The sequence below is a fragment of the Streptomyces sp. WI03-4A genome (genome assembly GCF_033792105.1).
Taxonomy (GTDB): Bacteria; Actinomycetota; Actinomycetes; order Streptomycetales; family Streptomycetaceae; genus Streptomyces; species Streptomyces collinus_A.
On record NZ_JARAUO010000028.1, the window covers coordinates 1 to 12766 of the forward strand.

The 12766-nt window shown below is 73.1% G+C and carries 15 protein-coding genes and 1 tRNA gene; 6 read left to right on the top strand and 10 right to left on the bottom strand.

Annotated elements, in window-relative coordinates; genetic code table 11:
- On the top strand, window positions 1–1069 hold a 1069-nt coding region (locus tag PV343_RS25395; RefSeq protein WP_319149272.1), incomplete at its 5' end, for an ATP-dependent RecD-like DNA helicase.
- A gap of 117 nt (window positions 1070–1186) precedes the next feature.
- Here the strand turns inward: PV343_RS25395 and PV343_RS25400 are convergent.
- Window positions 1187–1909: a hypothetical protein gene (locus PV343_RS25400; protein WP_319149273.1), complete on the bottom strand. Its 723-nt coding sequence runs from the start codon at window positions 1907–1909 to the stop codon at window positions 1187–1189.
- 47 nt (window positions 1910–1956) lie between these two features.
- Between PV343_RS25400 and PV343_RS25405 the strand changes: the two genes are divergently transcribed.
- The gene (locus tag PV343_RS25405) at window positions 1957–2145 is read left to right on the top strand and encodes a DUF5703 family protein (RefSeq protein WP_020939030.1); all 189 of its coding nucleotides are present in this window, start codon (window positions 1957–1959) and stop codon (window positions 2143–2145) included.
- Between the two features lie 89 nt (window positions 2146–2234).
- On the opposite strand, the gene PV343_RS25410 is transcribed toward PV343_RS25405, so the two are convergent.
- The 3 genes from PV343_RS25410 to PV343_RS25420 all read right to left on the bottom strand — a co-directional run bounded on the left by PV343_RS25410 (window position 2235) and on the right by PV343_RS25420 (window position 4951).
- Entirely contained in the window at window positions 2235–3101 is an 867-nt protein-coding gene (locus PV343_RS25410; RefSeq protein ID WP_319149274.1) for a chaplin, read from the bottom strand.
- Between the two features lie 144 nt (window positions 3102–3245).
- A complete protein-coding gene (gene chpH / locus PV343_RS25415) occupies window positions 3246–3479 on the bottom strand; it encodes a chaplin ChpH (protein WP_020939032.1) in 234 nt (77 codons plus the stop codon).
- A gap of 146 nt (window positions 3480–3625) precedes the next feature.
- Window positions 3626–4951, bottom strand: a complete 1326-nt coding sequence (locus PV343_RS25420; RefSeq protein ID WP_319149275.1) for a M20/M25/M40 family metallo-hydrolase — start codon at window positions 4949–4951, stop codon at window positions 3626–3628.
- A gap of 196 nt (window positions 4952–5147) precedes the next feature.
- Between PV343_RS25420 and PV343_RS25425 the strand changes: the two genes are divergently transcribed.
- Window positions 5148–5235 (top strand) — tRNA-Leu (locus PV343_RS25425).
- A gap of 13 nt (window positions 5236–5248) precedes the next feature.
- Here the strand turns inward: PV343_RS25425 and PV343_RS25430 are convergent.
- Together PV343_RS25430 and PV343_RS25435 are read right to left on the bottom strand one after the other, a co-directional pair.
- Window positions 5249–6577, bottom strand: a complete 1329-nt coding sequence (locus PV343_RS25430) for a phosphoribosyltransferase family protein (protein ID WP_319149276.1) — start codon at window positions 6575–6577, stop codon at window positions 5249–5251.
- Window positions 6578–6589: 12 nt separating this feature from the next.
- Window positions 6590–6901 carry a dsRBD fold-containing protein gene (locus PV343_RS25435; RefSeq protein ID WP_020939035.1) on the bottom strand — a complete coding sequence of 104 codons (312 nt, stop codon included), beginning with the start codon at window positions 6899–6901 and terminating at the stop codon, window positions 6590–6592.
- 114 nt (window positions 6902–7015) lie between these two features.
- Between PV343_RS25435 and PV343_RS25440 the strand changes: the two genes are divergently transcribed.
- A complete protein-coding gene (locus PV343_RS25440) occupies window positions 7016–7393 on the top strand; it encodes a YchJ family protein (RefSeq protein ID WP_319149277.1) in 378 nt (125 codons plus the stop codon).
- Window positions 7394–7418: 25 nt separating this feature from the next.
- Here PV343_RS25440 and PV343_RS25445 read toward each other — a convergent pair whose 3' ends face one another.
- Entirely contained in the window at window positions 7419–8120 is a 702-nt protein-coding gene (locus tag PV343_RS25445; RefSeq protein WP_319149278.1) for a FadR/GntR family transcriptional regulator, read from the bottom strand.
- A 140-nt stretch (window positions 8121–8260) separates the two neighbouring features.
- On the opposite strand from PV343_RS25445, the gene PV343_RS25450 reads away from it, so the two are divergent.
- Together PV343_RS25450 and PV343_RS25455 are read left to right on the top strand one after the other, a co-directional pair.
- Window positions 8261–8779: a gluconokinase gene (locus PV343_RS25450; RefSeq protein WP_319149279.1), complete on the top strand. Its 519-nt coding sequence runs from the start codon at window positions 8261–8263 to the stop codon at window positions 8777–8779.
- Window positions 8780–8821: 42 nt separating this feature from the next.
- Complete coding sequence (locus PV343_RS25455; RefSeq protein WP_319149280.1) at window positions 8822–10219, top strand: GntP family permease; 1398 nt, start codon at window positions 8822–8824, stop codon at window positions 10217–10219.
- Between the two features lie 87 nt (window positions 10220–10306).
- Here the strand turns inward: PV343_RS25455 and PV343_RS25460 are convergent, their stop codons facing one another.
- The 3 genes from PV343_RS25460 to PV343_RS25470 are packed head-to-tail and all read right to left on the bottom strand — an operon-like array spanning window position 10307 to window position 12742.
- A complete protein-coding gene (locus tag PV343_RS25460; RefSeq protein WP_319149281.1) occupies window positions 10307–10933 on the bottom strand; it encodes a cytochrome b/b6 domain-containing protein in 627 nt (208 codons plus the stop codon).
- Entirely contained in the window at window positions 10917–11651 is a 735-nt protein-coding gene (locus PV343_RS25465) for a molybdopterin-dependent oxidoreductase (protein WP_319149282.1), read from the bottom strand. Before PV343_RS25465 ends, PV343_RS25460 begins: the two co-directional genes overlap by 17 nt.
- A gap of 53 nt (window positions 11652–11704) precedes the next feature.
- Complete coding sequence (locus PV343_RS25470; RefSeq protein ID WP_387953351.1) at window positions 11705–12742, bottom strand: hypothetical protein; 1038 nt, start codon at window positions 12740–12742, stop codon at window positions 11705–11707.
- Window positions 12743–12766 lie beyond the last annotated feature (24 nt).

A 12766-nucleotide genomic window follows, 5' to 3' on the forward strand; every position in this document is an offset into this window, starting at 1 on the left:
GCTCGGCGCCGCCCGCGCGGCGGGCCTGCGCGCCTTCGCCGTCTGCCACACCCCCGACGGCCGCCGCCGCCTCGGCGCGCTGCCCGGCGGGGGCGACGACGCCTCGCCGGCCTCGCCGATCGGCACGGTCGCCGGTGTCCTCACCGGTGCCGAGGGCCCCGGCCGGGACGCGGACGGCGCGCTCGACCTCGATCTGCTGATCGTGCTGGACGCGCCCCAACTGGACGTGGAGAACGCGGCGATGCTGGTCGAGTCGCTGCGCGACGGCGCCCGGCTGGTGCTGAGCGGCGACCCGGCGGTGCTGTGGTCCGCCGGCCCGGGGCGGGTCTTCGCCGACCTGCTGGCGGCCCGTGCCTGCCCGCAGATCGCCTCCCGCACCCCGGACCCCGGCCCGCTCGGCGAACTCGTCTCCGGTATCGGCGTCGGCGAGCTGAACCAGGTCGAGGCGCCCGGCAAGGAGGTCGTCATCGTGCCGGTGCGGGACGCGGGCGAGGCCGTGCACCGGACCGTGCAGCTCGTCGCGGACTCGGTGCCGCGCGCGTTCGGGGTGGCGCCCGAGCAGACGGTGGTGATCACCCCGGGGCACGGCGGCGCCGTCGGCACCCGGGCGCTCAACTCGGCCCTGAAGGAGCGCCTCAACCCGGGGCCCGGCCGCTTCGGCGGGTTCGACCCCGGGGACCGGGTCGCCTACTCCCCCGCCCCGGGCCGAACGGTGCCGGGCCGGGTGGTGACCGCGGACGTGGACGGGCTGCACCTGGAGTGCGCGGGCGCCCCGGTGGTCGTACCGCGGGAGCGGGTGGAGCAGCGCGTGCGGCACGGCTGGGCGCTGACGGCGCACCAGGCGGTGGGCGGGCGCTGGCCGGCCGCGGTCGTGGTCCTGCCCGGGGACGCCGCCCAGGCGCTCAGCAGACCGTGGGTGTACACCGCGTTCGGCCGGGCGGAGCGCCATCTGTCGGTGGTGCACGGCGTGGACCAGGCGCTGCCGAAGGCGGTGGCGGAGACGGCGGCCAAGGCCCGTACGACCCGCCTGCAGGCGCTGCTGCGCGCCCAGGTGCCCGCGGCCGGCTAGGGCCTGCTGCGAAAGTGGCCTCGTGGCACGGCAGAGGACCACTTTCGCAACTGGCCCTGGGCACCGGCGGTGCCGCGCGGACCGCGCGGCACCGCCACCGGCCTCAGCGCCGCGGCCTCACCGCCGGGCGGTCGTCGACTCCGCGTCGCCGTCCGTGTCGTCGCCGTCCTCGCCGTCCTCGCCGTCCTCGAAGTCGAGGTCGTCGTCCTCGTCGAGGTCGTCGGAGGCGTCCTCGTCGAAGACCGCGCTCACGTCGAACCTGCACACCACCCGCTGCGGGTCCACCTGCTCGAACGGCGCCTCCAGCCACTCACCGGGGTCGGCGGGCTCGTCGGCGGCGGTGACCCAGAGCGTGGAGTCACCCTCCTCCAGGCCGAACTCCTTGTGCCGGGAGGCGATCTCGTCGGGCTCGAACTCGCCGAACAGGATGCCCAGTGCGCCGGGAACCGTCGCCGCCGCGTCCTCGTCCCCGCCGACGGCCTCCTCGTACTCGGCCGCCTCGACCCGCTGGGCCTGCGCCAGCAGCCGCTGCGGCTCCGCCACGGCGTAGTCGCGCCGGATCAGGACGCTGATGGCGTTCGGCTCCTCGGGCCCGGTGTACGGCGGCAGGGTGTCGTCGCCGCCGGGGATCTCGAAGGGCGTGACCTCGTCGTAGCGGTCGTAGAGCAGTTCGTCGTACACCTCGGCGGCCGCGGCCAGCTCGTTGAAGGCCTCGTAGACGGCCGGGTCGTCCTCCCCCGTCCTGCGTTCGACCGCCGCAAGGTGGCGGTCGAGCGCGGTCCTGACCGCCTCGGCGGCGGCGCGTACCTCGGCAGCGGTGGGCTGCGCAGCATCAGACATAGTGCAGACGCTATCCGTACCGGGCACCAGCCCGCACAATAGATGCGATGGCGGAATACGAATTTGTCGACGTGTACGTACCTCGCGGGGTGTCCCGCAAGGACGCCACACGTCTGCTGACGGAGCATGCCGAGTACGGACACTGGGAGTTGGACCGACTGAGCCTCATGCGCGACGGCAGCCGCAGGGTGCGGTTGCGCCGGCGGATCATCCGCCAGGTGCGGGCCACGTGGTGACTCAGGACGCGTGAACGGAGCGGGCCCCGCTGTGCGGCGGGGCCCGCTCCGTTCTTCCGTCCACCCTGCGCGGAGGGTTTCCGTTCGCCCTACGCGGAGGCCCGGGACTTGCGGTACAGCACCGCGCCGGCGAGCAGCGCGCCCGCGCCGACCGGCAGCGCCAGACCCAGCGGCACGTCACTGCCGGTGTGGGCGAGCTGCGCCGCGGTCAGGGACTGGTCGGAGCGTCCGCCGAGCTGCTTGACCTGGGACGAGCCCGAGGTTCCCGATGATCCGGACGGTCCGTGCGGCGCGTGGCCGCTCTGGCCGGGCGGGGTGCCGGGCGTGCCCGGGTGTCCCGGGGTGCCGGGCGTGCCCGGGTGCCCGGGGGTGCCAGGCGTGCCGGGGTGACCCGGCTGACCGGGGTGGCCCGGGTGACCGGGATGTCCCGGGTGACCGGGGTGGCGTGGGCCGCCCGGCTCGTTGGGGCCGCCGGGCGGGGCCTTGTGACCGCCGCCACCGCCGTTGGCGCAGTCGTTGCCCGTGGCCGGGTTGCCGACACCGATCACGTCGACGCTGTTGCCGCACACGTTGACCGGGACGTCGATCGGTACCTGGACGGTGTTGCCGGAGCCCACGCCGGGCGAGCCGCCGGTGTGACCGCCCGCGTGAGCGCCGCCGTGGTGCGAGCCGCCGTGGCCGGAGTCGCCGTACCCCCCGGAGCCGGAGTGCCCGCCGCCGTTGGCGCAGGCGTTGCCGACGGCCGGGTTGAGCGCCCCGACGACGTTCACCGTGTTGCCGCAGACGTTCACCGGCACATGCACCGGAGCCTGTACGGTGTTGCCGGACAGTACGCCGGGCGAATGGGACGCGGCTCCCACCGCGCCCGAGTCGGCCTGTGCGTAACCGCTCGCCGCGGCGATCACGCCGGTGGCGGCCGCCATGGTCATCAGACCCTTGCGGGTACCCTGTCGCATTTTCTGAATTCCCCCCTGCCTTCGGTTTTCTGTGCGTTTCCGCGAAGAGGAATTCCGCGGAAGAGAAGACCGGTCGGCCTCGGAGCGCATGGCGCGCGCTCCGAGGCCGACGGCTCGAAAAAGACGCCCCTCAGGGAGCCGGCGTCAGTGGTTGACGCAGGTGTTGCCGAAGGCGGGGTTCAGGAGCCCGATCACGCTGATCGTGTTGCCGCACACGTTCACCGGGACGTGGACGGGCACCTGGATGACGTTGCCGGAGACGACGCCGGGCGAGTGCACGGCGGCACCCTGAGCACCCGAGTCGGCGACGGCCAGGCCCGCACCCGCGAGAACCAGACCACCGGTGGCAGCCGCGGCAGCGACGACCTTCTTGATCATTATTCCTCCTAGTAGGCAATGCGACTCCAAGGTGCGGAGTCACATCACCTGTAACGAGGAGGGAGTAATGGAGCTACGAGCTTATCGTCGCATTCACTCTTCTCAGTCGATTTCGCACGGGCGCCCGATTACCTAGGCCCATGGCTTCACGACGCGTCGATGAACCGGTCCAGCACGCGGACGCCGAACTTCAGCCCGTCCACCGGCACCCGCTCGTCGACGCCGTGGAACATGCCGGCGAAATCCAGCTCCGGCGGCAGCTTGAGCGGCGCGAAACCGAATCCGCGGATGCCGAGGTCGTCGAAGGACTTGGCGTCGGTGCCGCCGGAGAGCATGTAGGGGATCGCCTTGGCCGCAGGGTCCTCGGCCAGCAGCGCGGACTGCATGGCCTCGACCAGCGCGCCGTCGAAGCCGGTCTCGACCGCCTTGTCGGCGTGCACGTCCTCGCGGCGGACGTTCGGGCCGAGCAGCCGGTCGAGGTCGGTGAGGAACTCCTCCTCGTGGCCCGGCAGGAACCTTCCGTCGATGTGCGCGGTGGCCTCGCCGGGGATGACGTTGACCTTGTACCCGGCGTTCAGCTGGGTGGGGTTGGCGGTGTTGCTCAGCGTCGCCCCGATGAGCTTGGCGATCCCGCCGAGCCTGGCGAGGGTGGACTCCATGTCCTCGGGGTCCAGCTCGGTGCCGAGCGCGTCGCCGAGTTCGTCGAGGAAGGCGCGGGTGGTCTTGGTGACCCGCACCGGGAACTTGTGCCGGCCGACCCGGGCGACGGCCTCGGACAGCTCGGTGATGGCGTTGTCCCGGTGGATCATCGACCCGTGCCCGGCGGTCCCGGCCACGGTCAGCTTCATCCAGTGCATGCCCTTCTCGGCCGTCTGGATCAGATAGAGCCGGCGCTGCTCGCTCACCGTGAAGGAGAAGCCGCCCACCTCGCTGATCGCCTCGGTGACGCCCTCGAAGAGGCCGGGGTGGTGGTCGACCAGGTGGCGGGCGCCGTAGGTGCCGCCGGCCTCCTCGTCGGCGAGGAACGCGAGCACGATGTCCCGCGGCGGCCGCCGTCCGGAACGCATCCGGTCGCGCACGACCGCGAGGGTCATGGCGTCCATGTCCTTCATGTCGACGGCCCCGCGCCCCCACACGCACCCGTCGGCGACCTCGCCCGAGAAGGGGTGGTGGGTCCAGTCGGCGGCGTTGGCCGGTACGACGTCCAGGTGCCCGTGGATCAGCAGCGCGGGCCGGGACGGGTCCTCGCCCTCGATGCGGGCCACGGTGGAGGCGCGTCCGCGGTGCGACTCGAAGACCTGTGGCTCCAGTCCGACCTCGGCGAGCTTCTCGGCGACGTACTCGGCGGCCGCGCGCTCGCACGGCCCCGAGTGGTCGGCGTAGTTGCTGGTGTCGAACCGGATCAGTTCACGGCAGAGGTCCACGACCTCGTCCTCGCCGGTGACGCTCCTGGCCGTGTCCGTCTCGCTCACGCTGCTTCCTCCCGCTGTCCGCTGGTGGTTCTCCTCATCCTCTCCCCGGGACCGCCTCCGGCCCAAGACCGGTCCCGGCCCGTCACACGCCGTTCACGCCCGCCGGGTGCCGGGGACGGGGGGTGATCGGCCACCCCGGAAAGCCTGGTAATGTTTCCTTCGTCGCCGCGGGGATAACCCGCACGACAGACACCTTGTCCGGGTGGCGGAATGGCAGACGCGCTAGCTTGAGGTGCTAGTGCCCTTTATCGGGCGTGGGGGTTCAAGTCCCCCCTCGGACACCAGTGAGGCCCCTGCTCAGCAGGGGCCTTTCGCGTGTGCTGGACGCGTCGGCGCCAGGTGGCCGGTGAACCAGTCGCGGGCCAGTTCGGTGACCCGCTCCAGGGCGCCCGGTTCCTCGAAGAGGTGGGTGGCGCCGGGGACCACGTCGAGCCGGTTCTCACAGCGCAGCAGCCGGGCCTGTGCCGCCCGGTTGAGGTCGAGCACCTGGGTGTCGGCGCCGCCCACGACGAGCAGCGTGGGCGCGGTGACCTCGGGCAGCCGGGGTCCGGCGAGGTCGGGACGGCCGCCGCGGGAGACGACGGCGGCGGGGCGTGCCGAGGGTTCGGCGGCGGCCCACAGGGCGGCGGCCGCGCCGGTGCTGGCGCCGAAGTAGCCGATGGCGAGCCCTTCGGTGTCGGGTTCCTCGCGCAGCCAGGCGGTGGCGTCCGCCAGCCGTCCGGCCAGCAGGGCGATGTCGAAGACGTTGGCGCGGTCGCGTTCCTCGTCCTCGGTGAGCAGGTCGAAGAGCAGGGTGCCGAGCCCGGCCCGGTTCAGCCCCTCGGCGACGAACCGGTTGCGCGGGCTGTGCCGGCCGCTGCCGCTGCCGTGGGCGAAGGCGACGACCGCGGTGGCGCCGGCGGGCAGGGTGAGCCGGCCGCTCAGCCGTACGGCGCCGGCGGTCACCTCCGCCTCGCGGTCCTCCGGGCCGGTCCCGGCGACCCGGTCGTGGTGTCCGGCGGCCTGCCGCAGACAGGTGGTGACCTCGTCGTCGCCGACCTGGGTGAAGTCGTCGTAGAACTGGCCGATGGCGAGGAAGTCGGCCGGGGTGTGCAGGCACACCAGTTCGTCGGCCTCCTCGCCGAGCCGCCGGGGGAAGTCCAGCGGGGCGACCGGGACGGCGAGCACGATGCGGGCGGCGCCGCGGGCCCGGGCGATCCGGCAGGCGGCGCGGGCGGTGGAGCCGGTGGCGACGCCGTCGTCGACGACCACGACGGTCCGGCCCGCGACGGGTACGGGCGCGTGCGCGCCCCGGTAGCGGTCGGCGCGGCGGCGCAGCACCTCGCGCTCCTGGGCCTCGACCCGCTCCAGGTCCGCCTCGCCCACCCCGGCGGCGTGCCGGACCTCCTGGTTGATCACCCGTACGCCGTCCTCGCCGATGGCGCCCATGCCCAGTTCCGGCTGGTGGGGCACGCCGAGCTTGCGGACCATGCAGATGTCCAGGGGCGCGTCGAGCGCGGCGGCGACGGCGGCGCCGACCGGTACCCCGCCGCGGGGCAGCCCGAGCACCACGACGTCCTGGCCCCTGAGGTACTCGAGCCGTTCGCCGAGCCGCCGTCCCGCTTCGCGCCGATCGGTGAGGAGCACGGTCGGGTCCCGTCATTCCTGGGACGGCCAGAGCGGGGCGGGGGTCTCGGTCTCGGTCGCCCCGATCGCCTTCATGTCGCCGGCGGCGGCGCGCAGCAGCAGCCGGCCCATGGCCATCAGGGCGCGGCCGGCGGCGAGTTCGTCCCCGATGTCCGCCATGGCCGGGTCGTAGGGGCTGCGGCGGGCCTCGGCGTGGCTCTCCAGGACATTGTCGCCGGTGTCGAGGACGATCCGGGCCGTGGTGTCCGGGTCGTGTTCGGACAGGTAGAGGTTGAGCCGCCATTCCTTCACGGCGGGAGGACGGCTGCTCACGGGTCGGGTCATCGTCCGTCTCTCCTCACTGCGTTGCGAGAAACGGGACGCAGTGACGCGTCACCCCTTCCACTGTGCACCGCGGCGGCGGCGGGCGCCTCCCCTGGTGCGGGCAGAATGTGTGCCATGACCACGCGCTCCTGCCCCTGCGGCCGTCCCGAGTCCTACGACGCGTGCTGCGGCCGCTTCCACGCGGGTACGGCCGCCGCGCCGACCGCCGAGGCGCTGATGCGGTCGCGGTACAGCGCGTTCGTGGTGGGCGACGCGGGTTACCTGCTGCGCACCTGGCATCCGGGGACCCGGCCGGGGCGGCTGGACCTGGACCCCGGGATGCGGTGGACGGGGCTGGAGATCCTCGGCACCACCGACGGGTCCGCGTTCCACCGCACGGGAACGGTCACGTTCCGGGCCTCGTACCGGGGCGGCTCGCTGCACGAGCGCAGCCGGTTCGAGCGGGTGGACGGCGCGTGGGTGTACGTGGACGGGGACTTCCCCGACGAGTGAGCGGGGCCCGGCCGGGGTGCCGGGACTAGGGCGCCAGGATCTCCAGTTCCTGGAGGGCGCCCTCGGTGATCTCGCGGGTGAGCTGTTCGGCGCGGACCGCGTCGCCCTCGCGGACCGCCTCGGCGACCTGGACGTGCAGGGTGACGGCGGCCGGGTCGGGGTCCTCGAACATGACCTCGTGGTGGGTGCGGCCGGCCAGCACCTCGGCGACGACGTCGCCGAGCCGGGCGAACATCTCGTTGCCCGACGCCATGAGGATGACGCGGTGGAAGGCCACGTCGTGGACCAGGTACTCCTCCAGCCGGTGGCCACGGGAGTTGGCGACCATGCCGAGCGCGCACGCGGTGAGTTCGGCGCACTGCTCGGCCGTGGCGTGCCGGGCGGCGAGTCCGGCGGCGACCGGTTCGACGGCGGAGCGCAGCACGGTCAGCGAGCGGAGCTGGTGCGGTCGGTCGGCACCGGCCAGGCGCCAGCGGATGACCTGGGGGTCGTAGACGTTCCACTCGGCCTTGGGGCGGACCGTCACGCCCACCCGGCGGCGGGACGCGACGAGGTGCATCGACTCCAGCACGCGGACCGCCTCGCGCATCACGGAGCGTGACACCTCGAAGTGCTGTGCGAGTTCGTCCGTGCGCAGGACGCTGCCGGGCGGGTACTCGCCCGCGGTGATCGCTGGGCCGAGGCTGTCGAGTACGCGGCCGTGCAGCCCCCGGCCCGGAGTGGTCATGCACTCAGCGTACGGCGTGGATCACGGGATCAAAAAGTCAGACTTATGCGTCACACACTCTTGAATTCATCCTACTAATAGGTTTCAGTGTGGCGACGCCGGATGCGGCGTCGGATGTCGAGGAAGACAGCGAGGCAGTCATGCGCACCCCCCACGTGGTCGTCGTGATGGGCGTCGCCGGGACGGGCAAGACCACGATCGGTCCCCTGCTCGCCGCCCGGCTGGGCGTCCCGTACGCCGAGGGCGACGACTTCCACCCGAAAGCCAACATCGACAAGATGTCGGCCGGGATCCCGCTCGAGGACACCGACCGGTGGCCGTGGCTGGACGCCATCGGTCACTGGGCGCACGGGCGGGCCGGGCTCGGCGGGGTGGTCAGCAGCTCGGCGCTGAAGCGGTCGTACCGCGACCGGCTCAGGGCCGTGGCTCCCGGGGTCGTGTTCGTGCACCTCACGGGCGACCGGAAGCTCATCGAGGACCGCATGTCCCACCGCCGGGGCCACTTCATGCCGACGGCACTGCTGGACTCCCAGTTCGCCACGCTCCAGCCGCTGGAGCCGGACGAGACCGGAGTAGCGGTGGACGTCAGCGGCGGCCCGCAGGAGATCACCGAGCGCGCGGTGAAGGCGCTCGACGCGCTTCCCGACATCCCCGCGTAACACCTCACCTCACCCCACCCCCGTACCTGCAAGGGAACCCCCGTGACCAGACTCAGCGTCGAGATGCTGGCAGCGGACACGCCTCCGCCGATCACCTCGGCCGGCCACGCCCAGCTCGGCATCGCCGTCTTGGTGGGCATCGCCGTCATCGTCGTGCTCATCACCAAGTTCAAGCTCCACGCCTTCCTGGCGCTGACCATCGGGTCGCTGGCGCTCGGGGCGGTCGCGGGAGCGCCGCTGGACAAGGCGATCGTCAGTTTCACCACCGGACTCGGCACCACCGTGGCCGGCGTCGGCGTCCTGATCGCGCTCGGGGCGATCCTGGGCAAGCTGCTCGCCGACTCGGGCGGCGCCGACCAGATCGTCGACACGATCCTCGCCAAAGCGGGCGGCCGCGCCATGCCCTGGGCGATGGTGCTGATCGCCTCGGTGATCGGCCTGCCGCTGTTCTTCGAGGTCGGCATCGTGCTGCTGATCCCGGTCGTGCTGATGGTCGCCAAGCGCGGCAACTACTCGCTGATGCGCATCGGCATCCCGGCGCTGGCCGGTCTGTCCGTGATGCACGGCCTGATCCCGCCGCACCCCGGCCCGCTGATCGCGATCGACGCGGTGCACGCCAACCTGGGTGTGACCCTGGCCCTCGGCCTCCTGGTCGCCATACCCACGGTGATCATCGCCGGTCCGGTGTTCTCCCGGTACGCCGCCCGCTGGGTGGACGTCCCGGCCCCCGACCGTATGCTGCCGCAGCGCCCCTCGGAGGAGCTGGAGCGCCGTCCGGGCTTCGGGGCGACGCTGGCGACGATGCTGCTGCCGGTCGTGCTGATGCTGCTCAAGGCGCTGGTGGACATCGTCGTGGACGACGCGGCGAACACCACCCAGCGGGTCTTCGACGTCATCGGCTCCCCGCTGATCGCGCTGCTGGCCGCCGTGATCGTCGGCTTCTTCACGCTGGGCCGGCCCGCCGGGTTCAGCAAGGAGCGGCTGCGGCAGACGGTCGAGAAGGGCCTGATGCCCATCGCCGGCATCCTGCTGATCGTGGGCGCGGGCGGCGGCTTCAAGCAGACGCTGATCGACTGCGGCGTGGGCCAGATGATCCTGGACGTGTCCAAGAGCTGGGCGATCCCGGCGCTGCTGCTCGCCTGGCTGATCGCCGTGGTGATCCGCCTGGCCACGGGTTCGGCGACGGTGGCGACGGTCTCGGCGGCCGGTCTGGTCGCGCCGCTCGCGGCCGACATGTCGACCACCCACACCGCCCTGCTGGTGCTCGCCATCGGCTCCGGTTCGCTCTTCTTCAGCTTCGTCAACGACGCCGGCTTCTGGCTGGTGAAGGAGTACTTCGGGCTGAGTGTGGGTCAGACCGTGAAGACCTGGTCGATCATGGAGACGATCCTCTCGGTGGTTGGCGGCGGCCTGGTGCTGCTGCTGTCCCTGGTGATCTAGCGGCGGTACGGCGACGCCGGCCCACCCGCTCCACGGCATCGGCAGATGTCGTGGAGCGGGTGGGCCGCTCGGTATGTCCGTCGGGAACTAGGGCCGCCACAGCGGGTGTTCGCGCTTCGCCCACTCCCGGCTCACCGAGCCCGTGCGCAGGCCCCGGCGTGCCTCCGGGTCGCCCAGGGCCATACCGATGTGGCCGGCCAGGACCACGCCGATCGTCAGGGCCAGCCAGTCGTGGACGAAGGTCGCCGAGGTGCGCCAGATCAGCGGCGCCAGGTGGGTGAACCACATCATCAGGCCGGTGCCGAGCATCACCAGCGCGGCCCCGGCGATCCAGGCCGCGTAGATCTTCTGGCCCGCGTTGAACTTGCCCGCCGGGCGGGAGGAGCGCCGTTTGTCGCGCACCAGCGCGGCCCGCAGCCACATCCGGTCGTGCGGGCCGAAGCGGTTGAGGAAGCGCAGATCGGCGCGGAAGGCGCGGGAGGCGAGGCCCAGCAGGACGGGCACCGGCAGGGCGAGTCCGGCGCACTCGTGGACGCGGACGACCAGTTCGCGTCGCCCGACGAGCACGGCGAGCTGCGGCACGTAGAGGCAGGCCGCCGTCACCACGCACACGCCCATCAGCGCCGCCGTGGTGCGGTGCACCCACCGCTGGGCCGGGCCGAACCGGCGGACGCGGGCGCTCGGCGGCGCCGGGGTCTCAGCTCGTAGGCTCATCGGACCGTCCGTTCGAGCGGCCCACCCAGGCGTCGACGTCGTAGCCGAGGTTCTCCCAGTAGCCGGGCCGGACGCGGTCGGTCACGGTGATGCCGGAGAGCCACTTGGCGGACTTGTAGAAGTACATGGGAGCGACGTAGAGGCGGACCGGGCCGCCGTGGTCGTGGCCGATGTCCTTGTCCTGCATGCGCAGGGCGACCAGGACGTCCGGGCGGCGGGCCTGGTCGAGGGTGAGGCTCTCGCTGTAGGTACCGTCGAAGCAGGTGAAGCGGACGGCCCGGGCCGAGGAGCGGACGCCCGCCGCGTCCAGCAGACGGGAGAGCCGTACGCCCTGGAAGGGGGTGCCCGGTACCCGCCAGCCGGTGACGCACTGGACATCTCTGACCAGCCGGTTCTGTGGCATGCCGCGCAGGTCGTCCAGGGTGTAGGTGTGCGGGCGGTCGACCAGGCCGTCGACGGTGAGCCGGTAGTCGGCCGGGCCCCGGTGCGGGACGGAGGCGGCGACCGAGTAGTAACGGAAGCCGCCGCCGTTGGGCAGCAGTCCGCTCAGGCCGGTCGGGTCGCTGCCGGAGACCGCGCCCAGGAAGCCCTCGAGCCCGCGTTGCAGCGCGGGCGCGGTGGCGACGCCGAGGGCGCCGAGGCCCAGGGTGCCGAGGAACACGCGGCGGCCGACGGGCCTGCCCTGTGCGCCGGGGTCCTCGGTCGGTTCGGGATTCACCTGTTCATTCGAGCACTTCCGGGCCGGTCGGTGCCAGGGAGTCGGGCGGCCGGTCAGGATTCCGTAAGGAAGTCCCGGCTGCCGTCCCCGCGCAGCGCGAGGGCGCGGGCGGTGTGGAAGGCCCGCCAGGGGTCGCGGTGCGGGTAGGACCAGGGGGCCCGGGTGGCGTGGCGGCCGATGCGCCGGAAGAGGGCGGCCGCCTCGGCCGGGCGGCCGGCGCACGACATGGCGAACGCCAGGTGGTTGAGGTCGGTGTGGTGGCGGGGGTGCTCGTCGCGCTCCCACTCGAGCCACCAGTCGAAGGCGGCGCGCAGGATCCGGCGGGCCCGGGGCCCGGACCAGTGCCCGGAGGCGGCCGGGTCGGCGGGGGCGAGACCGGTGGCGGCGAGGACGCGGTAGCGCTCGGCGTAGGCGACCACCGGCAGGACGGCCAGCGGGGAGTCGGCGGGGGCGTCGGCCGCGGCCCGCTCGGCGAGGTCGTACACCTCGTGCGACTCGGCTCGGCCGCCCTCGGGCCGCTCGGCGAGCCGGGCGACGAGCAGGTGGTGGGCGTGGTGGTGGTCGGGGTGGCGCTCGCGGAGTTCGGCGAAGACCCGCAGCAGTTCCTGTTCGGGGCCGAGGGTGCGGGCGAGCAGGAGCAGGCCGAGCCAGGGGGTGGGGTCGGCGGGGGCGAGGGCGGCGGCGGTGCCGCATGCCTCGCGGGCCCGGTCGGCGTCCTCCTCGCCGCGCAGGGCCCGCTGGACCAGGGCCAGGGCGTGCAGGGTGACGGCGTCGGCGGAACCGGGTTCGGCGAGCAGCCAGTCGTGGGCCCGGGCGGCGGCGTCCGGCGCGCCGGCGAGGACGGTGACGCGGTGGCCGCGGCGGTCCCAGTCGTCGCCGGTGTGCAGCAGCAGCGAGCGGGCGGCCTGCCGTCGGCCCTGCGCGAGCGCGGCCCTCGCGGCGAGGAGTTCGGCGTCGTCGAGGGCGTCGTCCAGGGCGTCGGCGAAGGGGCCGACCGCGCCGGGTAACGCGCCGGCGTCGTCCGGGGCGATGTCGCCGGACGGGGCCGTGAGGGCCCGGCGAGCGCCGAGCAGGGGCGGGGAAGGGGGCACCGCGGGACTTCCTGTTTCTCGGGC